The sequence below is a fragment of the Jeotgalibacillus sp. 10bf12 genome (genome assembly GCF_055597105.1).
Genome location: NZ_CP200276.1, coordinates 1,645,461 through 1,666,569 on the forward strand (window position 1 = coordinate 1,645,461; position 21,109 = coordinate 1,666,569).

The window sequence follows — 21,109 nt, forward strand, 5'->3', positions numbered from 1 at the left end:
ATGGTAAAATGACAGCAACTAAGGTTTGGATGGTGAAATAGTGGTTCGAATAGTTGATACATTTAAAAATATGTTCCTTGATTTATTATCCATGGGAAAAGGTTTTGTATATGGCTTTGTGATGGTAGGTTTATTTATATTAATTGGCGGGGTTCTCATCTATGGGGGACTGTACTTAAAAAATGTTGTTTTTTAAATAGCAAATAAACCGGACAACCGCTTATCTAATCAGGTATCCGGTTTACTTAGTATTATAGGTGATTTGATCTTTTAAACACTCATTTTCAATCTCTCTGCATACTCATCAATCTTCGCAGCAGTCTCAGTCAGCTCCTGGAAATCGCTGATTGTTTCACGGATCTGGGAAGAGCCTTTTTGGATCACTTTCTCTACCTGTTCAGTTCCACTGCTGATCTCTTTCACCTCAGCGCTGATTCCTTCTGCTGAGCTTCTCACTGTTAAAATGGATTCTTCTACTTTACCAGCAAGCTTTTTCACTTCTTTCGCTACCACATCAAATCCACGACCGTGTTCGCCGGCACGCGCAGCTTCAATGGCAGCATTCAGTGCGAGAAGGTTGGTCTGTGAAGCGATTTCTCTGATGGCAAATGTCAGTTGCTGAATATTTTCAGCCTGCATCATCAGCTGAGTCAGTGTTTCAAGGTTCTTCTTTGAATACTCAAGTGTGTGATCAATACTTTCACGCAATTCATCACTCCGTTTGATGCCATACTCCGCTTTATCAGTCATGTTTCCAGAAACGTCTGAAAGGGAGGAGACCAGTTCCGAAACCCCAATTTGTCTATGCGTAATGTCAGTGGCAACCTTTACAACGCCAATGACTTTCCTGTCCTGAAAAATTGGCATATATGTGGCTTCAAGCCAAATCACTGAGCCATCACGTTTTTTTCTTTTGATTTTATTTTGGAATTGGATGCCCGATGATAAATCTCTCCATAAACGCTCGTAGTCAGCTGAATCTGAAAAATCATTAAAGCATAATATCTTGTGATGACGTCCGATTAATTCTTCAGGACGATAACCTGCAGCACCGGCAAATAGATCATTTACATACGTTACTTTTCTATCGAGATCAAACTGAATCATCGCCAGATTTTTCTTGAAAGCCCCCATGACATTTTGTTCAAACAGCATATTTGTTTCACCCATATATATCCCTCTTATCTAATTCTTTTTATAAGTCTTATTACCTAAAAGCCATTTACCTAAACATAAGTTATGAATGTGAAATAACCGTTTACACAACGATGTTTTTAACTATCTGCTACTTAAATGAATTAAAGAATTGTACTTAAGTATACAATTTAAAAGATAAGCAGGGAAGGATAATTTTAATTCTTTTTACCTATTAGTTAGCTTGGATATAAAACTGTATTTAACCGGGGCTCGACTGGTTGTTTTTATGTTATGAGTTATCTACAACCATTTGCTAAATAGTCAGCTGAAAATAAAGGGTTTTTATCAGGAAATGTCGTAGTTCTGCTTAATCTATATTTTCTAAGGAGGCGCTCACATGAAGGCAGCCATATGTACAGCGTATGGACCACCTGAAGTCTTAAAACTGAAAGAGATCGACCAGCCAAAGCCAAAAGAGTTTGATCTGCTGATTAAAGTCTTTACATCTGCTGTCCAGTCCGGAGATCGCAGGATCAGAGCGCTTGATGTACCTGCAGCAGGCCGTCTGCCAATGAGAATTGTGCTCGGGCTTAAAGCACCGAGAAAACCTGTGTTGGGCGTGGTGGTTGCTGGTGAAGTTGTGGCAGTGGGCAGCCGCGTCGATCAGTTTAAAGTGGGGGACAGAGTCTATGGACTGACAGGAATGCGACTTGGCGGATATGCAGAATATGCATGTCTTCATTCTCGTAAATGTGTGCATTTCACGCCGCTAAATGCAAGTTTTGCGGAAGCTGCAAGTATGCCCTTTGGCGGGACAACAGCTCTTCATTTTTTAAGAAAAGTAAACATTGAACAGGCAAACACAGTGCTCATTTATGGTGCGTCAGGCGCAGTAGGATCGGCTGCTGTTCAAATCGCTAAATATTATGGCGTACATGTAACAGCTGTCTGCAGCGGTCGTCATACAGAGGTAGTCAGGAATCTTGGGGCAGATGTCGTGATAGATTATAAAGTGGAAGGGTATGACAATCATCTATCAACATACGATGCCGTCTTTGATGCCTCAGGTAAAGTAAAGAAATCAGCCGCCAGCAAACACGCAGGTAAGAGCAGTCATTTCAGCAGTGTGGCAGGACAGGGTGTTGCCAAAGAACTGAAGGAAGATCTAATTCTGCTTAATCAGATGTTTGAAACAGGAGACTTTAAAGCGGTTATAGATAAAGTATATCCAATAGATGAAATCGTTGAGGCTCACAGGTATGTAGATGCCGGGCGGAAATATGGGAATGTGATTGTGAAGGTTGCGGAGGAGTAAAGCTGACTGGACACTTTGGGGACGGAGGTTAGAGTGACATGAAACGTACAGCGCCAGGGACAGGCTTGACCAGCTGCCATCGAAAACTGTGTGGCGGGAGATGGCATTGTTTCCACTAGTGATCGACCAGACGTGAAGGCCGTGAATGTCTTTGATTCTGCTTCCGGATCAACATTTTCAGTCGTCCCCTCCATGAGCACAAGAATGAGATGATTTGCCACCCGCCAGCCGCAGACTGTTTGGGTAAACAGTCCACTGCAGGTACAGTGGAAAATCTTATCATTTTGCTAAAGTTCAGTTTTTTACACAGATGATATTTTCTGGAGAAATCAGCTGTCAACTTTAGTAATGCCTTTTAGAAAGACAGGTGAAATGCCGTTGAACTTTCATATAATGAAGGATCACTCCTGCCTGACGTCCTTCGGGTGTATACGGAGACTGGATTGATGATAGCCTATGAATGAACGCTTCATCACACGCACAGTAATGACCTGTATACTGATAACATTCATCATGCTCTTTACATGCAGCATCCGTTTCGTTAATGGGATGACCTGGTCCGCTGCAGCCAGGGCCGCACCATCGATAGCCGGGAAATACACAAAATCTGAGCCGTCTGTTTCGGTACACGGCGCATCAACTCCTTTTAATACACTATATGAAAATGGAAAGCAGGGTATATAGTTCATTTTCAGTTTTTATGAATTTTCAGCACATAAAAAGTGCAGTCCCAGTTCATGAGGACTGCACTTTTTATAAAATAAACCATACAAACCCTTGAACATAAACCTGCACCATCAAGTAAAACGCAATGGCAAATTTATAATTAAATAGAAAGCTGTTCTTCACAATACTTAATCCATTTACCGAGCTCAGAACAATCGTCGGCAAAATCAGCGGTGAGAGCATGATTGAAATCACACTTCCAGACGTGATGCCAAGCAGGACAATTTCAGGCGGGTAGGGTACTGCAACACCCTGCAGAATGCCTGATACAAGTACAATAACCGTTAGTGGACCGAGTCCGATAAAACCTAAGATAATGACAACGAAAGGTAATACCCACAGGAAATTTAAAAATGGAATCGCGTCTGACACTAAAAATAATCCATCTACAATATATTCCCCATAGCCCGACTGATTCACCGCATCAATTAAAAAGCCTGCAGCAAGCAGAATCGAAAATTGCTGAGCTTTGTTTGGCACACCTGACTTTGCATATTCCATGCTGTTCTCAAAAATTTTGCGTGGCTTTTGACGAATGACAAAGTTGAGAATGACCCACGATATGATCACCAATGGAATAATGAGAAGCAGACTTGCATCCCAGATTGAATTGATCAGGAAAATAGAGCCGAAAAGTGAGACGAATAAGAAGATAAATTCTCTCACTTCATGATTGCCGCCGGGCTGCTGCTGATCGGCAATTTTAGCAAGCTGCTCCTGAATACCTGCTGTCAGGTCCTCGCCATATCTTCGCTCTCTGATATAAGAGGTGAAGACAGACAGCAGAATACCAGCAAATGAAATGATAAATCCCTGCAAAATTGACAGTCCAAGTGACGCACCGAGCGCATCCACTGCGAAAATAAAGCTTGGAATACTGATGACCCACATCGTGGTTAAAGCGAAGCCTCTAAGCAATGCAGTTCCTTTAAAGTTCTCCCACGCTTCTCCGCGCTGATCACTCAGGAAATTGTTAATCATGCCATAGACCATTGGGATGGCGCCGAATAATAAAAAGTAAGAAATAATCTGTGTGATCACCATCATGCCAAAATAAAACTTTCTGCTCGTATTCAGCAGCTTTTGAGCAAAATGAATAACAGATTCAATGTATGGCTTTTCATTTAGCACCCAGCTGATAATTGGTACAATTAACAGCAGCGCAATCAGCCCGCTCATCACTGTAAAACCTGACACAGCCGCCTCTAAAAGAGAGGTGCCTGCAAAGAGGTGTATAATAATTGCAATGGCTAACAGCATGATTGAAATCGAGGCCTGTTTGAAAGGCAGGAAAAAATAACCGATCATAAAAGCTGTGAGACCGAATAAAGAAAGCGGCGTCGTCAGTGAATCAGCCTGTGCCAGTGAGATGATAAAATGTGTCAGTACATATAAAAGGATAAAAAAGGTGTAAACCCATTTAGCAAATTGTTTCATCACAGATACTCCCATCTGCTTCGTGTTGTGTGCACAGATATCGTATCACAGAGCGTCTGCATAATCTTTTTTTGTGTTTTCTCTATCCGGGGTTTGCGCAGCAAAGATGACAGGGAATTCTATTTAACAGACAATCTATTTAATGATGAGGAGGAAATTTCAATGAAAGCAGTACAAGTAATCGGATACGGAAATACAGATCAGCTGAAAGTAGTTGATATACAGATACCGCAACCAAAAGAGGATGAGGTATTAGTAAAAGTAAAGGCTTGTGCCATCAATAATACTGAAATCTGGATGAGAGAAGGAGCTTATGGCACCGGTGAAAAATCCGGATGGCGTCCTGAGGGTGTTCAGTTTCCGCGGACTCCGGGTTCTGATATTACAGGTGAGGTTGTCAGCGCAGGGAGCCGGGTAAATGAAGACATAATTGGTAAACGCGTTGTATTATTCCCATTCACATCAACAGGTGAAGCAGGAACAGAGCATATTTCAGAGGACATGTCCTTTATTGGATCAGAATATGACGGCGGTTACGCAGAATACGTCGTCTGGCCGGCAGCACTCTGTTATGACATGCCGCTTGAAGATTTTGCTGAAAGTGCAGTTTTTTCGGTAAGCGGACTGACTGCCTGGCATATGGTGAATCAAATACAGGCAAAGCCCGGAGAGACCATTCTTGTGACTGGAGCAAACGGCGGCGTCGGGTCATTAAATATTCAGATTGCTGCAAACGTATTTGGCGCAAAGGTTATTGCGGTGGTAGGGGATATGAAGGATGAGGAAAAACTGAAGGAGCTTGGTGCAGCGCATGTTGTCTCCTATCGGTCTGAAACACTAGAAGAGGATATTTTAAAAGCGGCTGACGGACCTGTTGATTCAGTGCTTGATGTGGTTGGAGATGCGCTGTTTAAAACCTCTTTAGATGTGGTGAAAAAAGGCGGTAAGTTCTGTATTTCAGGCTCTGCAGGCGGTCAGCAGACGAATCTGGATTTCAGAACGCTCTATTTGAAGCATATTACGATGTATGGTTCTGTGCTTGGCACAAGAGCAGAGTTTAAAGACATGCTGAAGGCAATTTCAGAAGGAAAGATTAAGCCTGTCATTGATAAGCGGTTTCCGCTGGAAGAGGCGAGAGAAGCGCAGACTTATTTTAAAAATAGAGGGAAGCTTGGAAAGATCGTGCTGATCCCCTAGAAGAATCAAACGAAACGCCTGAGGTAAACGACCTCAGGCGTTTCGTTTGATTCGTACTTAAAAAACCTTTTTCTCCTCACGATCCTCTGTTATCAGCATGACAGCTTCCTTGAAACGCTGCGCGTGAATGATTTCACGTTCCCTCAAGAACCTGAGTCCATCATTTAAATCCGGATCATCTGACTGGTCAATGATCCACTGATAGGTAGCACGTGCTTTTTCTTCAGCAGCGATATCTTCGTAGAGGTCAGCGATCGGATCGCCTTTTGCCTGGATATAGGTTGCGGTGAACGGGACACCGGCTGCATTGCTGTAAAAGAGGGCACTGTCATGACTGACATAGTGTTCTGCAAGTCCGGCTTCACGGAGCTGATCCGGCGTGGCGTCTTTTGTGAGTTTGTAAATCATCGTCGCAATCATTTCAAGGTGGGCAAATTCTTCAGTTGCAATATCATTTAACACGCCAATCACTTTATCTGGAATTGTATAGCGCTGATTCATATAGCGGAGAGCAGCAGCAAGCTCGCCGTCAGCGCCACCGTACTGTTCCATTAAGTATTTTGCAAGGGTGGGGTTACATGTGCTTACTCTTACAGGGTACATCAGCTTTTTTTCATAACTCCACAAATGATATTCCTCCCTAAGTAAAAGTGTAAGGCGCTTGCTCAGCTGCGACAAGCATAAGACGCAGAACGAAAAAGGGTGCACTTTCCCTTTATCGGTCAGTGGCTTATGACTCGAGCAGCTAGCGCCTGAAGCTGGATAAAGTAAAAGCGTAAGGCGCTTGATCAGCTCTGACAGGCATAAGACGCGTAGCGAAAAAGGGCGACCTTTCCCTTTATCGCTACGTGGTTTATGACCCGAAGAGCTAGCGCCTGAAGCTGGATAAAGTAAAAGCGTAAGGCGGATAAAGTGCTTAGACCTGCCAGGGCCAAGGTGCTTCAGCCCATTCCCAGTGCTGGTGCTCCTGTGTAGGCATTCCAAAACGGAGCGGACCGTAACAGGCTTCAAATTCAGTTTTCAGTCTGCTGCTGTAGGCGCTGTAGTAGTTATATTGCTGTATTGCCTGTGCATCATCGGGGTGAGTGTTGAGGTAGAGCACCAGGTCAAAAATGACAAAATCAATCGCCTGAATTGCCTCAAGCTTGGCGTAATATTCTTTTGGCAGCTGTTTTTCCATCGGGTGAACCTCCTTTATTTACGGTAGGGGCTCTCATAGTAATCAAAAAACGGTTCCCAAAGTGTCCCTTTTTTCAATGCCTCTAAAGGAGGGAACTGTGGAAAGTCAGGCGGCTGGAAACCGATAAATAAGTTCGGCGGAGTCACGTAGACCTTTGGACCAAGCGGTGGGCAGGGATCGAACATTCCTCTAAAAGGTAGGTGATATCGTCTGAACGGGTTATTTGGTTGAGACATAGCTGTCCCTCCTGTGGATTCAGATTACCTGAAGATTATATTCAGGTGGGGGTGGGAGTAGAAGTTTGAGGAGATGCTTTGTGGATTTTGAAATGAAGGGAATTGTGCAGAGGTGATCGAATTATCCAGCTTCCTGAAGGAATTAAATGTTGGCATGACGGAAAAGACCACGTTGAAATTGCATTTAAGGAATTAATTTCAGGATTGAAGGAATGAGCTGTAAAATTGAAGGGAAGATTTCAAGATTGAAGGAAAATATTCTATTTTGAAGGAAATACGCAAACCGGCCCACACCCACCCCGCCATCTCGAAAACTCTATTTATAAATAAAAAAGAACCGCCATCGCAGGCGGTTCTTCAATTACTCTATTATCGCTGTTCGAGACGCGCAATACGCTCATCAAGGTCAGGGTGAGTAGAGAATAGTCTCATCACGCCGCCTTTACCACTGATCTTCATCGTGGCAACAGCTGAATCATCTGTATGATCTTTTACATTCGTACGGCCTACCTGTGCTTTTAATGAACGCAGCGCGTGCGCCATCTTATCGTTACCGGCTAAGTCGCCGCCGCCACGGTCAGCGTGGAATTCGCGGTGTCTTGAGTAGGCACTCACGACAAGGCTTCCGAGAATCGAGAATAGAATCTGGAAAACAATAATCGCTGCGAATTGAACCACAAACTGCAGATCTTCACGGACAAAGCGGCTGAGTACGATCGCTACAATGCGGGATAGGAATACAACAAATGTATTCACGATACCCTGAAGCAATGTCATTGTCACCATATCACCGTTTGATACGTGTGCGACCTCATGCGCGATAACGCCTTCGACTGCATCGTCATCCATGTTATCTAGAAGCCCCTGCGATACTGCGACAAGTGACTTTTTCTTAGACGGTCCGGTTGCAAATGCGTTCACTTCAGGTGAAGGATAGATTCCGACCTGAGGCATATGCGTTAGACCGGCAGCACGAGAGAAGCGGTGTACCTTTTCAACAACCTCACGTTGCTGTGCAGTCAGACTGCCATCCGGATCCAATACCTTTACCTTCATCATCCATTTCGCCATCATGCGTGACATCGCAAGGGAGATAAATGACCCTGCAAAACCTACAATTAAACTGAATACACCAAGTGAAATGAAGTCAATTCCAAGCCCTGGTCCGCCTGTCTGGAATGAACCGTTGATTCCTGTATATGAAACAATGAGTGACCAGACGATCACAATTGTCGTCATGACAAGGATGTTTGTTAATAAAAACAGTAAAATTCTTTTGCCCATTTATGCGCCTCCTCTTATATTTGATTGTGATTATTGTAGCATAATTTTCTCAGGAAAGCGTGACAAAAGAAAGGCAAAGACTTCCTTCATTAAAGCATCTTAATTGTTTATATGAAAAGCTGTCAGTAGAATGAAATCATGATTAGCAAAAAGACGGGAGTTTTAAAAAATGAATCAACCAATTGTGATTGTCGGAGCAGGATTAAGCGGCCTGCATACAGCGTCTTTGCTTGCTGCAAATGGCATTGAATGTAAAGTCATTGAGTCAAGAGACAGAATCGGTGGAAGGGTGCTGACTGAAGAAGCTGCCGGGGCTATGTTTGATCTCGGACCAACATGGTTCTGGCCGGAACATGAGCCTGCGATTACAGCACTTATCCAGACACTGGGATTAAAAACATTTACCCAGCATACAAAAGGTGATCTGTTATTTGAACAGTCAGCTGAAACTCCGGCGCAGCGGCATACATTGCCTGCTCATGCAGTTGAAAGGTCTGAGCGGATACAGGGAGGCATACAGTCACTGATAACAGCAGTAGCAGAGACGCTTCCGGCTGAAACGATTGAATTGCACTCAAGCGTAACGGCATTAAAAATGAATCATGAGAATGAAGTCAGCGTTCATGCGATCAATGGAGACGGAGAGGAAAATGTAATTGAAGCCTCAGCAGTCGTTCTTGCACTTCCTCCACGTCTCACAAATAGAATCTCATTTTCACCTGAGCTTCCGGTACTGTCTGATCTGCCGACATGGATGGCTGGTCAGGCAAAGGTGGTTACAGTCTATCATCAGCCTTTCTGGCGTGAACAGCATCTATCAGGACAGACGATGAGCTGGACTGGTCCTCTGCAGGAAATTCACGATGCCTCACCGAAGTCAGGTCCTGGTGCTTTATTTGGTTTCTTTAGCCTGTCAGCCACCCAGCGCCTTGAGCTTGGTGAGGAAAAAGTGAAGGAACTGGTGCTGGATCAGCTCCAGCGGCTGTACGGAAAAGAAGCCGGACATCCGATCGCTTACTTATATAAAGACTGGGCAACCGATTCTGACACATCAACAGAGGAAGACAGTCTTCCCCTGACTGATTTTCCGCAGTATCGTCCACTTAATGTAACAGCTCCATGGGATGAAAAGCTGATCTTCTCAGGGACTGAGACATCTGCAGGATCGGGCGGTCATTTAGAAGGGGCAATCCGTTCAGCAGAGCGGGCAGCAAATACAATACTGAAAAGAATTAACTAATAAATCAAACAATAAAAAACACTATTGTACTGATAGCGCTTACCCATTTACACTGATCTGTGAATTGAATCACAAAATTTACACGGAAATCAGGATGGTGAAGCATGGAACAGTCTACAATCGAGAAATTATTAGGCGCTGCTACTCTAAAAAGAGATTTACTTAATGAGCAGCCGAATCATTATATAGTACGTGCAATGCTTGCAGGAATGTACGTCGGCATGGCCGTTGTCATGGCATTTCGTCTTGCGCAGCCGTTTTACGAAGCAGCATCACCGGCAACTTATTTTATTAATGCTATTTTCTTTGGTGTTGCATTTTGCTTGATTTTATACGGGAAAACGGAGCTTTTTACATCAAATACAATGTATATGGTCGTTGGTGCTATGAAGAAAAAAACAAACTGGATGGACACCCTGCGTGTATGGGGCGCGTGCTATCTTGGTAATCTGGTCGGAATTTTATTTTTCACAGGATTAATCGTGATGACGGGCTTATTTGCGACAATGGACCCTTCAGAATCTTATCTGATTACGGCTGCTGAAAAGAAAATGAACCTGCCTTATTCTGAAATGTTCTTCAGAGCGATTCTTGCGAACTGGCTTGTCTGTCTGGCTGTATGGATTCCGATGCAGGTAAAAGATGATATGTCTAAAATTGTGCTGATGATCCTGTTTGTCTTCACCTTCTTTATTTCCGGTTATGAACATAGCATTGCAAATATGGCACTATTCTCAATCGCACTGACAGCACCGCACACTGCACTTGTCACTGTGCAGGCCGCTGTTGAAAACGTACTGATCGTGACACTTGGCAATATCGTGGGAGGCGCATTCTTCGTCGGCGTACTTTACACTTACCTGAATTCAGCTAAAAAAGAAAAAGAACTGACGGCGAAATCGTCTGCTAAAGCATCAGCTCCAAAAGCTGCTTTAGAAAAATAATCATCATTAGACTGTCTTTGTTCAGTGGAAACTGGATGAAGGCAGTCTTTTTAATGTGTAGACTGGAATATTTTACATGGGTTAAAAGGTTTTTAAAGCCGGAGTGTTGAATCATAATCATGAGAGAAAAATACCTGTAAGTAAAAGAGGGATTCCATTGAGACCGGCTGAAAGCATAAACTTTGCGATCGCAGGAGTTCTTGTACTACTGTTCGTGATCGTCACATGGTTCATTTTTAAAAAGAAAAAAAGAATTGCTATATCCATTTCAGTCCTGCTTGTAACAGGATTTGCAGCAGTCTATTTTTATTTTCCAGTTTACAAAGCACACGAACATGCCGACCGTTTTGATGTCATGATGACCTACCTTGGGGAAAATTATCCGGGCGAAACGTTCAATGTCAGACGTGAGGTATACGAACCCGGTGTAATTGTTGGCGAGTTTGATATTGCTTACACAGATACACCGGAGATAGGTGTAACCATGCAGGTCGAGCGTGATGGACAGGTATTCCAGAGAAGTACCTGGACAGACGACAGCACACCCGGGCAGGAGGAACTGTGGCGGGAGCTTCCCTTTTTTTATGGAGATGAGTATACCCTTGGTAAGCAGCTGCCTGAGTTAAAGAAGGTTGATCAGTATATCGATGGGAAGCTAACCGTCTTTGCACTTGATATTAATGATCACCCTGCTATCGCGGTATATGAGTATGACCGGAAGGGTTATGGACTGTTAGCGTTAGAAGAGGGGCAAGAAGATGAGTTTGTACAAATAGAAACCGGGGGAAAACTGTTTATCTATGCCGATAAAGATATTGAAGAAAATGAGATTGATCTTTTAAACAGTCATGAACCTTTCATTATCTCTGATCAAAAAGGAAAGCTGATTATTCATAAAAATGAGGAGGGATAACATGTTTTCAAAACTTGGACAGGTGATGTTGTATGTCAATGACCAGGAAGTGGCAAAGCGTTTCTGGACAGAAAAAGCAGGGTTTCATGTGATGGCGGAAGAAGAATCACACGGAATGCGCTGGATTGAGATTGCGCCTCAGAAGGACTCGGAAACCACACTGGTCCTGCATGACAAAGCGGCTGTTGAGAAGATGTCGCCTGGCGTTCATCTAGGTACGCCGTCACTCATGTTTTACAGCAATCAGTTTGACGAGTTGTATCAGGTATTTACAGCAAAAGGAGTGACGGTTGGCGAGGTCGTTGACATGCCTTCAGGAAGAGTGTTCAATTTTGCTGATGACGAGGGGCAGTATTTTGCGGTGATGGAGACATAACGTCGTTTTATAATTGAATAAGATTTTGTGTAAAGGGAATTTCTATCTATATCTATAGAGAAATTCTCTTTTTTTGCCCTTAGCCAATTCTTTTCCCTGTGATTCAATTCATTTAACCCCCTAAACACTCATGACCTCCATTAAAAAGGTTTGTATAGACCCACTCATGGGCAGTCTGTTAGGATAATGAAGCTGCAACAAATTTGCACAGGTGGTGTGATGATATGAACAATCGATTTAAAGAAGCTGAATTTGCCACATGGGTCGGGATTGTGGCAAATACGCTATTAACCATATTAAAAGGCGTATTCGGCTATATTTCAGGGAGCCGCGCGCTGGTTGCGGATGCGGCGCACTCTGCTTCAGACGTTGCCGGATCTGTCGCTGTTCTTGCTGGGCTTCGTACAGCAAGGAAGCCGCCGGATGAAGATCATCCATACGGTCACGGGAAAGCGGAAAATATCGCAACCATTATTGTTGCTATTCTTCTTGTTGTGGTTGGTGTGGAAATTGCCACTTCATCTGCCGGCGTTTTCTTCGGAGAAATTCCCGAAGCACCGGGTACGATCGCACTTGCTGTCATTTTATTTTCTATTCTCGTTAAAGAAATCTTGTTTCACTATAAAAAGCGGATTGCCAACAAAATCGGCAGCTCTGCACTGATGGCAGAAGCATGGCACCACAGATCAGATGCGCTTTCTTCAGTCGCTGCTTTTCTGGGAGTCGGGGGAGCGATTCTCGGTGAGAGACTCGAGCTGACCTTTTTACTTTATGCCGATCCGATCGCCGGGCTGGTTGTATCATTGATCGTTATTAAAGTCGGTTTCTCGCTCGCAAAAGAAGCAGGCTCTATTATGATGGAGCAGGTACTGGATGCGGATAAAACAAATCCATTTATAGAAACGGTCATGGCAACACCAGGTGTGAAAAGGGTAGACGAGCTGTTGGCCAGAACACACGGTCACTATATTGTTATTGATATCAAAGTAAGCGTGGATCCATTCATTACAGTAGAAGAAGGGCACCGCATTTCGAAAAATGTAAAGCGCAGACTGCTTGAGCGGCATGAGGATATCAATAACGTACTGGTTCATATTAATCCATATAATGAAGAGTAAGTTCCTGATACAAAAATGTTCACACAGCGCATGATCACAGAGAATAAGGGTATCGGTAATGTAGGTTCTTTATTTTGGACGATTCCGCATTAAAGCTGGTTGGCATAAGAGAAAATGTGCTAACGTAAAACAAACGGATCTGTGCCACACCAGCTGGATGAACGAAAGGAGCACGTCTCATGGCTGTGATCGAAACAGATGTATTGATTATCGGAGCAGGACCCGCGGGACTCATGGCTGCAAACGTCATGACCAAACGTGGGGTAGACTATATCTGTCTGGAGAAAAAACCGGGCCGTTCAGTGCTATCAAAAGCGCTTGGCATACAGGCAAGATCTCTTGAGCTATTTGAATTTCTCGGTGTCAATAAACCATTTTTGAAAAGAGGATACCCCGGACCCGGTGCAAAGCTTCACCTCGCCGGTAAACATCCATCTTACGTTGAAATGTATCATATACAAAGCAGATATCCGTATCTGCTGATTATTCCTCAGGATGAAATCGAAGAGATCCTGGAGAACCATCTGAATGAAAGAGGCGGTCAAATCTTCAGAGAGCATGAAGTGCTTGATGTTACGCAAAAAGATAACGGCGTATACGTGACCGCTGTTCATAATGGCATTACTAAAACCTATTTTGCGAAATATCTGCTAGCCTGTGACGGCGCACACAGTAAAGTGCGTAAAGAGCTCGATGTGCCTTTTATCGGCGAAGATGAAGGGATCACGTTTTTTACAGGGGATGTAGAAATTCCTGATATGAAGGAAATTCACATTAACCTGCACTTAAATGACAGAGGAGCGGCCGCATTCTTTCCATATAAAGACGGCACTTACCGGGTCGTTGGCTTTGACAGAACGAGACAGGGCGGTCCGCGCAAGCGGGAAATGAAGCTGCATGAACTACAGACGACACTTGATACCATTTTAGACCACTCCTATAAAGTTCAGCATCCAAAGTGGCTCGCCTACTTCGGTACTGCACATAGACAGGTACCGAGTTATCGTGTCGGAAATGTTTTTTTTGTTGGGGATGCAGCCCACGTCAATAACCCGCTCGGCGGTCAGGGAATGAATATCGGACTTGAAGACGTCGGCAACCTTTGCTGGAAGATCGATACGGTGTTAAAAGGGTATGCTGGCAACCCATTTTTGGATACGTATCACGAAGAGCGTGCACCGGTGGCTAAAGAAGTGATCTTCAACACGACAATGGAATTAAAGCTGATTAATATGAAAGGCATACTCGGACAGGCGAGAAACTGGTCAGGAAAAGCAGTTCTCTCACAGGGGTGGGTCCAGTCCAGATTCGCTAATGCACTTTCCCACGTTCACAGTGACTATGACAAAACGCCGATTAATCGATCATTTAAAGACAAGTCTTTATCCCGGAAAGCAATTCAGGCCGGTGAACGTATACCGGATCAGATTCTCTTTAATGAAGGAACAACGGATGAACGTTTGTATCCACTTATCCAGCGAATCGGATATGTATGCTTAATCTACATTGACTGCTATGAACAGGATCTGATTGACTACGCATATGATTTTGCCCACGAAGCGAACCGTGCCTTTCCGGATATGCTGAAGGTCTATCTTGTCGCACGTGGCGGAACTGTCCTTACAGAGCGTGACGAGCTCCCGATCATCTATGACGTACATCGAGATTTGGATCATAATCTCGGTATGCAAAAGGGAAGCACGCTGTTCATCCGTCCGGATGGTCACGTCGGTTTTCATGACGGGTCAGCTGATGTGCGGAAAGTGATGGCGAAGTTAAAGCGGTATTTTATTTAAATAGTAAGTTAGTGAAGAAGCCTTGATTGCGGGGCTTCTTTTTTTGTGACTGGGCGAGCTTGGTGAGGGAATGCGGCAACTTTGACGGGTAAAGCGGCAACTTGGCCTGGGATAGCGACAAACTCCCGGGTGGATCACGACAACTCCGGCATGAATTGCTACATATCCGGCGTAAATACAGACAAACGACGCAAGCCGCCCTGTATGCACTTGGGAAACCAATGCCTTGTTTCTTAAGAGCATCAAGAGGGTGTGGTGCAACAACTTATATATGGAATAGAAACATTTCCGGGCCGGAAAGCAACATCCTGGCCTGGGATAGCGACAAACTCCCGGATGTATCGCGACAACTTCCCACCTGTATTGCAGCAACCTCGGCGAAAACACTGACAACATTTGTTAGCCGCCCTGCATTTCAGAAGCAGAGTGCTAATTTCTCAAGCGTGTTAAAAAGTTGATGCCTGCATGCTTTTATATGACCACAATCATTTCTGATTTTTACGTCAGCCCGAATAGGAATAAAATAAATCCAAAAAAAATTCACCCTTCAAAGACTGTCATATCAACGGATGTTCAGTCTCAAAAGATAAAAATAAAAACTTTTTTAAAAAAAGTGATCCAAATCAAAACTTCCTTCGTTAGCTGTTTGAAATCAAATAGATTACAACGAAAAGGAGAGTTAAACATGAAAAATAAAAAACTACTTAAGAGAATCGCAGCACCAGTACTTGGACTTTCATTAATCGCACCAACAACAGGGCTTGCAGCACATGAGCCTACGGCAATCACGCCGGCATCAGATCTGCGTTCGACATTGGATCAACTGTTATCAGAACATTATGTTCTGGCAGTTAATGCGATGGTGAAGGATTACAATGATGCACCGGATGAAGAGCAGGCTTATGCAGCACTTGAACAAAATGCTTTAGATATGACGCCTGCTATTGAATCAATTTATGGAGAAGAAGGTGCACAACAGTTTGAAGAGATCTTCGTTAACCATAATGATTACTCACCTGACTTCGTTGAAGCAGCAAAATCAGATGATGCTGACTTAAGAGCACAGGCAGAAGCAGAAGTTGAAGAATTTACACAGGAATTCGGTGGTTTCCTTGCAACAGCAACTGAGGGGAATCTTCCTGAAGAAGCAGCAGTAGAAGTACTGGTTGCACACGAACAGGATGTGATTAGCGCATTTGACAGCTATGTAGAAGGTGACTATGAAGCTTACTTCACTAACTTCATGGAAGGCTATGACAGAATGTTTGATATCAGTAAAGCACTATCTGTCGCAATCGTAACGCAAATGCCTGATAACTTTGAAGGATCAAAAGCAGATGCACCAGCAGCTGATCTGAGATCTACTCTTAACAACCTTGCAGCTGAGCACTTTGCACTTGCAACAATGAGCATGCAACAAGGTGTAAGCGGATCTGAAGCTTATGACTTTGCAACATGGGCTGAAGATATGCACACAGATGAATTCACTGCAGCAATCGGTTCAATCTATGGTGAAGAAGGCGCGGCTCAGTTCAAGCAGCTTTGGACTGGAGAGCACATTAATGCCCAGGCTGACCTTGTCAGTGCAACAGTAGCAGGTGATGAAGAAGGAATTGCCGCTGCAAAAGAAAGTCTTTCAATGTTTACTGAAGAATTCGGTATGTTCCTTGCAACAGCAACTGAAGGAAACCTTCCTGAGGAAGCAGCGATCTCTTCACTGACAACGCATGAAGACCAGGTTGTAAAAGCATTTGAATCTTATGTAGCTGAAGACTATCAGACAAGCACTGACACATTCCGTGAAGGTTATGCATTCATGTTTGGTGTAGGTGAAGCACTAGGTGATGCAATTGTGAAGCAGATGCCTGATCAGTTCGCAGCTGACATGCCTGCTGATATGCCTAACACGGGTCTTGGCGGCGCTGCTGAACAGCAGACACCTATCGCAGTGTATGTAGCAATTGCAACAGCACTTCTTGCAGCAGCAGGGTTTGCTGTTAAAAAGAAAACAGCTAATCAGGAATAATAGTCTCACTGGATATGTGGAAGAGCGGTTTAAACCGCTCTTCTCTATTCATATAAATGGAGGAATGAAGCCATGAAGAAAAAGCTTTTTGTTCTTATAGCGGCAGTGGTTTTGCTGAGTGTGGTCAGCTATCAGGCGATTGCAATGAACCAGACAAAAGAAGAAGAACCACAATCAGCTTCAACAGAAGAACCACAGGACTTAAAAGAAGAAATTGAGGAAGAAACGGCGAAGCAGACAAAAGCAGTTGCCCATCAGGGAGAAGAGTTTGTTCTTCTTGACTCTTTAAAAAAACGTCAGGCAGAGCTTGAAGAACAACTAAAGATTCAAGAAGAGGGAATTAATCCTGCCCGTATCCAGATCCCGAGTCTTGATATCGATACCGGTGTCATCCCGGTAGGACTTCTTGATAATGGTGAAATGGAAGTACCTGAAGAAACAGACGTCACCGGCTGGTATGATCGTGGCGTACAGCCAGGGGAAGTCGGTAACTCTGTGATCGCAGGTCACGTCGACAGTAAAGAAGGACCGGCCATTTTCTTTTATTTAAAAGACATTGAAGCTGGAGAAGAGATTATTGTAACAGATGAAAACGGAGTGGAACTGACTTTTGAAGTGAAAAAGAAAGAAAGCTATCCGACAGATGAATCACCAATTGAAAAAATCTTTGGACCATCTGATAAAAGAAACCTGAACATTATTACTTGCACAGGTTCATTTGATCGAGAGCAGCATTTGTATCCGGACAGACTGGTTGTTTATACAGAACTTGTATCTCAGGAAGAACCATCTGATCCATTAAAAGTTACAAAAGCACCTGAAAATGTTGAGTACGAAGCGGGATCAATCACATGGCACGCTGTCCGCAATGAAACGGTAATCGGCTACCGCGTCTACAAAAAGTCAGAACAGGATCCACGTTTTGTCCATGTAGCAAGCGTGTCAGCACATGAACGGAAAAACTACTATGATCCGGATGCGTCGGCAGGGGATCAGTATTATGTGACGGCAATTAATTTGAAAAATAAAGAATCAGCACCATCGAAAAAGGTAGAGGGAAATTGAGTTGAGCCGCAAAGCGCCGGGGGGTGCTTTGCGGTTTTTGAGTTGAGTGGATGATGAGCTGAAAGTCCCGAAGTGTCGAAGTTGAGGTGATAAGCGTCGAACAACACAGGTTAAGCGTCGAACAACCATGCTCAGACGCCGAATCAAACGGCCTGAAGCGCGAATCCCACCGCACAAACGTCGAACCCTCATACGCCACCCAATAGCTCACTTATCCAAATAAGAAAGCCCTTCATTCACAAAACTGTTAATCAGCACCGCAAGCTCTTGAGCAGGCTGATCCAGATCGTCCGCCAGCCATTCTTTAATGACGTGAATCGCCCCACTCACAACAAAAGTACTTAAATACTTCGATTCCGTCTGGCGGACACCGTTATCATTCATCAGATTATTCATCAGATAAAGCCGTGTCAGTTCCATCACTTTTTGCTCAAAAGAAGATGAACCGTTCGGGCTGAGCAGGGCCTGAATAATATTTTTATGTTCAATCATATACTCCAGAATTTTTTCTGTAAGCTGAAGTGCTTCTTCATCAATTTCGGTGCTGTACTGCTGGAGATAACGATCCATATCCTCAACGATTTCCTCTTCGATTTTATGTAGCAGGTCAAAATGATCCCGGTAGTGTGTGTAAAAAGTAGAACGGTTAATATCCGCTATTTCACATATTTCTTTAACGGTTACTGAAGAAATCGGCTTTATCCCAAGCAGTTGAATGATACTTTCTTTCAATATTTTACGCGTATATTTTTTACGGTGATCCAGTTTTTCAGTCATGTTGATACCACTCCTCATCTTAAAGTCCATCAGTATTTATACACAGCTGATGAATGTAGCGCAGGGCGGTGACTCACACGCCCGAGCCGCGGAAAGCATCCGCCTGAAGCTGCGATTCTCAGCCAGTTCATTATGCGGTTATGTTAAACCTTTGTGAAAATCCAACACCTAATAGACATTGTGTTGGATAACTGACAGAATGAAACAGACTGTCTGTTGAATACCCAACACTGTGTCAATATAATATTAGTGTGTATGAAAGTGCTGTGCAAGAGAGGATGACGCTTTATCGACTGGACGTCACAGGTTATTAAACGTAAAAAAAGTATCGTAATCATCTTTTTTATACTGACGATTATTAGTGCGGCAGCCCAATTTGCTGTCTCAGTTAATTACAATATGGCAGATTATCTGCCGGACGATGCACCGTCGATTGAAGCGGTAGACATCATGCAGGAAGAATTCGATGAGCCAATGCCGAATGCAAATGTGATGATTAAAGACGTCACCATTGCTGAAGCGCTTGATATAAAAGAGCAGCTGGCAGAAATTAATGGGATCTCAAGCGTTACCTGGCTTGATGATGTCATGGATCTGACGGTTCCACTCGAAATGGCAGATGATGAGATGCTGTCATCTTATTATCAGGACGACGCGGCGCTGATTTCAATCACGATTGAAGAGGAGCAGGAAGTAGCAGTTACCAATGAAGTTTATGAATTGATTGGTGATGAAGGCGCGCTGACAGGTGAGGCAGTGACCACTGCAGTGTCTCAGCAGATGGCCGGAGACGAATCCATGTATGCTGCACTGCTACTTGTACCAATTATTATTATCATATTGATCTTATCAACGAATTCCTGGATTGAACCGGTCTTTTTCTTAACAGCGATCGGTGTATCGATCCTGATTAATCTTGGAACAAATATTTTTCTCGGGGAAGTTTCGTTTATTACACAATCAGTTGCCCCGATTCTTCAGCTCGCTGTATCGCTGGATTATGCGATCTTTTTACTCCACAGCTTTTCTGATTACCGTAAAAAGGTGGATGATCCGACTACCGCGATGAAGCTTGCGATGAAACGGTCTTTCCCGGCAATTATTGCAAGTGCTTCAACGACCTTCTTTGGGTTTATGGCACTTACATTTATGGAGTTTGGAATTGGGTCTGATTTAGGGATCAACCTTGTAAAAGGAATTCTGCTCAGCTTTATCAGTGTCATTATTTTCTTACCTGCGCTGACGTTGATGTTTTATAAATGGATTGATAAAACGCAACACCGTCAGTTCATCCCTGACTTCAAGGGAGTTGGTAAGCGTGTCATTAAGCTTCGCGTGCCAAGTTTAATCTTAGTGATGCTGCTGATTGTGCCGGCCTTTCTGGCACAAAGCAATACGACGTTCATCTATGGCGCAGGTGAGCACCCGGAAAATACGCGTGCAGGGCAGGATGCAATCGCAACAGAAGAGATTTTTGGGAAGGAAACGCCAATGGTTCTGCTGGTCCCTGCAGAAGACCGCGGAACTGAAGAAGAGCTTGTCCGTGAGATTGAAGCACTCGACAATGTTTCAGGCGTCATGTCCTACGTTAATATTGCAGGGGCGGCAGTTCCACCGGAATATCTGGATGAATCAGTAACAGAACAGTTTTATTCAGAGGACTTTGCAAGAATTACGATTTTTGCGGAAACGGAGACTGAAGGTGACGCAGCTTTTGCGCTTATAGAAGATGTGAAGGAAACAGCAGACAGCTATTATGAAAACACCCATCTGCTTGGTGAAAGTGTAACGCTGTATGATATGAGAGAGATCGTTCAAAAGGATAATACATTTGTGAATATCATGACGGTTGTGACGGTTGCACTCGTTCTATTGATTACATTCCGTTCATTATCCATCCCGGTTGTACTCCTGATCACCATTCAGGCGTCAGTCTGGATTAACCTGGCGATCCCGTACTTTACGGATGCACCGCTCGTGTATATCGGCTACCTGCTGATCAGTACGATTCAGCTGGCTGCAACGGTAGATTATGGAATTCTATTTACAGAAAATTACTACAAACTCAGACAGGAAATGACTGCGCTTGAGGCGATCAAAAAGACGATTGATGAAAAGCTGTTTGCGATCTTTGTATCAGCTTCGATCCTTTCAAGTGTCGGCTTTATTTTATGGATCACCTCAACAAACCCGGTTGTTTCATCAATCGGATTATTGCTCGGACGCGGAGCGCTGCTGGCCTTCATTATGGTCGTCTTTGTACTGCCGGCACTGCTCGTGATATTCGATAAAGTCATTGAAAAGACAACGTTTAAAGCAAACTTTTTTAAGGGGAAATGACA

19 protein-coding genes and 1 pseudogene are annotated in these 21,109 nt (G+C 43.8%); 11 read left to right on the plus strand and 9 right to left on the minus strand.

Annotated elements, in window-relative coordinates; translation table 11 throughout:
* Window positions 1–270: 270 nt before the first annotated feature.
* A complete protein-coding gene (locus DH10bf12_RS08675) occupies window positions 271–750 on the minus strand; it encodes a methyl-accepting chemotaxis protein (RefSeq protein WP_471738215.1) in 480 nt (159 codons plus the stop codon).
* A 60-nt stretch (window positions 751–810) separates the two neighbouring features.
* A pseudogene (locus DH10bf12_RS08680) lies at window positions 811–1,170 on the minus strand (PAS domain-containing protein); the annotation flags it as partial.
* Between the two features lie 364 nt (window positions 1,171–1,534).
* Here DH10bf12_RS08680 and DH10bf12_RS08685 point away from each other — a divergent pair.
* A complete protein-coding gene (locus DH10bf12_RS08685) occupies window positions 1,535–2,452 on the plus strand; it encodes an NAD(P)-dependent alcohol dehydrogenase (protein WP_471738095.1) in 918 nt (305 codons plus the stop codon).
* Window positions 2,453–2,794: 342 nt separating this feature from the next.
* On the opposite strand, the gene DH10bf12_RS08690 is transcribed toward DH10bf12_RS08685, so the two are convergent.
* Together DH10bf12_RS08690 and DH10bf12_RS08695 are read right to left on the minus strand one after the other, a co-directional pair.
* On the minus strand, window positions 2,795–3,082 hold the full coding sequence (locus DH10bf12_RS08690; protein ID WP_471738096.1) for a phospholipase: 288 nt from the start codon (window positions 3,080–3,082) through the stop codon (window positions 2,795–2,797).
* Window positions 3,083–3,205: 123 nt separating this feature from the next.
* Window positions 3,206–4,615 (minus strand): hypothetical protein, encoded by a 1,410-nt coding sequence (locus DH10bf12_RS08695; protein ID WP_471738097.1) that lies wholly within the window; start codon window positions 4,613–4,615, stop codon window positions 3,206–3,208.
* A 162-nt stretch (window positions 4,616–4,777) separates the two neighbouring features.
* Here DH10bf12_RS08695 and DH10bf12_RS08700 point away from each other — a divergent pair, with 162 nt between their 5' ends.
* Window positions 4,778–5,812 carry a zinc-binding dehydrogenase gene (locus DH10bf12_RS08700; protein ID WP_471738098.1) on the plus strand — a complete coding sequence of 345 codons (1,035 nt, stop codon included), beginning with the start codon at window positions 4,778–4,780 and terminating at the stop codon, window positions 5,810–5,812.
* Window positions 5,813–5,869: 57 nt separating this feature from the next.
* Here DH10bf12_RS08700 and DH10bf12_RS08705 read toward each other — a convergent pair whose 3' ends face one another.
* From DH10bf12_RS08705 to htpX, 4 genes are all read right to left on the minus strand, one after another.
* Complete coding sequence (locus DH10bf12_RS08705) at window positions 5,870–6,439, minus strand: manganese catalase family protein (RefSeq protein ID WP_471738099.1); 570 nt, start codon at window positions 6,437–6,439, stop codon at window positions 5,870–5,872.
* Between the two features lie 289 nt (window positions 6,440–6,728).
* A complete protein-coding gene (locus DH10bf12_RS08710; protein WP_471738100.1) occupies window positions 6,729–6,992 on the minus strand; it encodes a spore coat protein CotJB in 264 nt (87 codons plus the stop codon).
* A 14-nt stretch (window positions 6,993–7,006) separates the two neighbouring features.
* Window positions 7,007–7,228: a spore coat associated protein CotJA gene (locus DH10bf12_RS08715; RefSeq protein ID WP_471738101.1), complete on the minus strand. Its 222-nt coding sequence runs from the start codon at window positions 7,226–7,228 to the stop codon at window positions 7,007–7,009.
* 369 nt (window positions 7,229–7,597) lie between these two features.
* A complete protein-coding gene (gene htpX, locus DH10bf12_RS08720) occupies window positions 7,598–8,512 on the minus strand; it encodes a protease HtpX (RefSeq protein ID WP_471738102.1) in 915 nt (304 codons plus the stop codon).
* A gap of 169 nt (window positions 8,513–8,681) precedes the next feature.
* On the opposite strand from htpX, the gene DH10bf12_RS08725 reads away from it, so the two are divergent.
* From DH10bf12_RS08725 to DH10bf12_RS08760, 8 genes are all read left to right on the plus strand, one after another.
* Window positions 8,682–9,752 carry a flavin monoamine oxidase family protein gene (locus tag DH10bf12_RS08725; protein WP_471738103.1) on the plus strand — a complete coding sequence of 357 codons (1,071 nt, stop codon included), beginning with the start codon at window positions 8,682–8,684 and terminating at the stop codon, window positions 9,750–9,752.
* 104 nt (window positions 9,753–9,856) lie between these two features.
* Entirely contained in the window at window positions 9,857–10,696 is an 840-nt protein-coding gene (locus DH10bf12_RS08730; RefSeq protein ID WP_471738104.1) for a formate/nitrite transporter family protein, read from the plus strand.
* Between the two features lie 157 nt (window positions 10,697–10,853).
* Window positions 10,854–11,609: a hypothetical protein gene (locus DH10bf12_RS08735; protein ID WP_471738105.1), complete on the plus strand. Its 756-nt coding sequence runs from the start codon at window positions 10,854–10,856 to the stop codon at window positions 11,607–11,609.
* Window position 11,610: 1 nt separating this feature from the next.
* Complete coding sequence (locus DH10bf12_RS08740; RefSeq protein ID WP_471738106.1) at window positions 11,611–11,985, plus strand: VOC family protein; 375 nt, start codon at window positions 11,611–11,613, stop codon at window positions 11,983–11,985.
* A gap of 224 nt (window positions 11,986–12,209) precedes the next feature.
* Complete coding sequence (locus DH10bf12_RS08745) at window positions 12,210–13,103, plus strand: cation diffusion facilitator family transporter (RefSeq protein ID WP_471738107.1); 894 nt, start codon at window positions 12,210–12,212, stop codon at window positions 13,101–13,103.
* A gap of 179 nt (window positions 13,104–13,282) precedes the next feature.
* On the plus strand, window positions 13,283–14,899 hold the full coding sequence (locus DH10bf12_RS08750) for an FAD-dependent monooxygenase (RefSeq protein ID WP_471738108.1): 1,617 nt from the start codon (window positions 13,283–13,285) through the stop codon (window positions 14,897–14,899).
* Window positions 14,900–15,584: 685 nt separating this feature from the next.
* Entirely contained in the window at window positions 15,585–16,925 is a 1,341-nt protein-coding gene (locus DH10bf12_RS08755; protein WP_471738109.1) for a copper amine oxidase, read from the plus strand.
* Window positions 16,926–16,997: 72 nt separating this feature from the next.
* Complete coding sequence (locus tag DH10bf12_RS08760) at window positions 16,998–17,990, plus strand: class F sortase (protein ID WP_471738110.1); 993 nt, start codon at window positions 16,998–17,000, stop codon at window positions 17,988–17,990.
* Window positions 17,991–18,197: 207 nt separating this feature from the next.
* Here DH10bf12_RS08760 and DH10bf12_RS08765 read toward each other — a convergent pair whose 3' ends face one another.
* Complete coding sequence (locus DH10bf12_RS08765) at window positions 18,198–18,767, minus strand: TetR/AcrR family transcriptional regulator (protein ID WP_471738111.1); 570 nt, start codon at window positions 18,765–18,767, stop codon at window positions 18,198–18,200.
* A 399-nt stretch (window positions 18,768–19,166) separates the two neighbouring features.
* Between DH10bf12_RS08765 and DH10bf12_RS08770 the strand changes: the two genes are divergently transcribed.
* Complete coding sequence (locus tag DH10bf12_RS08770; protein WP_471738112.1) at window positions 19,167–21,107, plus strand: efflux RND transporter permease subunit; 1,941 nt, start codon at window positions 19,167–19,169, stop codon at window positions 21,105–21,107.
* The last annotated feature ends 2 nt before the right edge of the window (window positions 21,108–21,109 follow it).

Excerpts from the sequence above, each read along its gene's own strand:
- DH10bf12_RS08675 (WP_471738215.1), bottom strand. The coding sequence starts at position 750 with ATGACTGATAAAGCGGAGTATGGCATCAAACGGAGTGATGAATTGCGT.
- DH10bf12_RS08685 (WP_471738095.1), top strand. The coding sequence starts at position 1,535 with ATGAAGGCAGCCATATGTACAGCGTATGGACCACCTGAAGTCTTAAAA.
- DH10bf12_RS08695 (WP_471738097.1), bottom strand. The coding sequence starts at position 4,615 with ATGAAACAATTTGCTAAATGGGTTTACACCTTTTTTATCCTTTTATAT.
- DH10bf12_RS08700 (WP_471738098.1), top strand. The coding sequence starts at position 4,778 with ATGAAAGCAGTACAAGTAATCGGATACGGAAATACAGATCAGCTGAAA.
- DH10bf12_RS08710 (WP_471738100.1), bottom strand. The coding sequence starts at position 6,992 with ATGGAAAAACAGCTGCCAAAAGAATATTACGCCAAGCTTGAGGCAATT.
- DH10bf12_RS08715 (WP_471738101.1), bottom strand. The coding sequence starts at position 7,228 with ATGTCTCAACCAAATAACCCGTTCAGACGATATCACCTACCTTTTAGA.
- htpX (WP_471738102.1), bottom strand. The coding sequence starts at position 8,512 with ATGGGCAAAAGAATTTTACTGTTTTTATTAACAAACATCCTTGTCATG.
- DH10bf12_RS08725 (WP_471738103.1), top strand. The coding sequence starts at position 8,682 with ATGAATCAACCAATTGTGATTGTCGGAGCAGGATTAAGCGGCCTGCAT.
- DH10bf12_RS08730 (WP_471738104.1), top strand. The coding sequence starts at position 9,857 with ATGGAACAGTCTACAATCGAGAAATTATTAGGCGCTGCTACTCTAAAA.
- DH10bf12_RS08740 (WP_471738106.1), top strand. The coding sequence starts at position 11,611 with ATGTTTTCAAAACTTGGACAGGTGATGTTGTATGTCAATGACCAGGAA.
- DH10bf12_RS08745 (WP_471738107.1), top strand. The coding sequence starts at position 12,210 with ATGAACAATCGATTTAAAGAAGCTGAATTTGCCACATGGGTCGGGATT.
- DH10bf12_RS08750 (WP_471738108.1), top strand. The coding sequence starts at position 13,283 with ATGGCTGTGATCGAAACAGATGTATTGATTATCGGAGCAGGACCCGCG.
- DH10bf12_RS08755 (WP_471738109.1), top strand. The coding sequence starts at position 15,585 with ATGAAAAATAAAAAACTACTTAAGAGAATCGCAGCACCAGTACTTGGA.
- DH10bf12_RS08760 (WP_471738110.1), top strand. The coding sequence starts at position 16,998 with ATGAAGAAAAAGCTTTTTGTTCTTATAGCGGCAGTGGTTTTGCTGAGT.
- DH10bf12_RS08765 (WP_471738111.1), bottom strand. The coding sequence starts at position 18,767 with ATGACTGAAAAACTGGATCACCGTAAAAAATATACGCGTAAAATATTG.
- DH10bf12_RS08770 (WP_471738112.1), top strand. The coding sequence starts at position 19,167 with ATGGCAGATTATCTGCCGGACGATGCACCGTCGATTGAAGCGGTAGAC.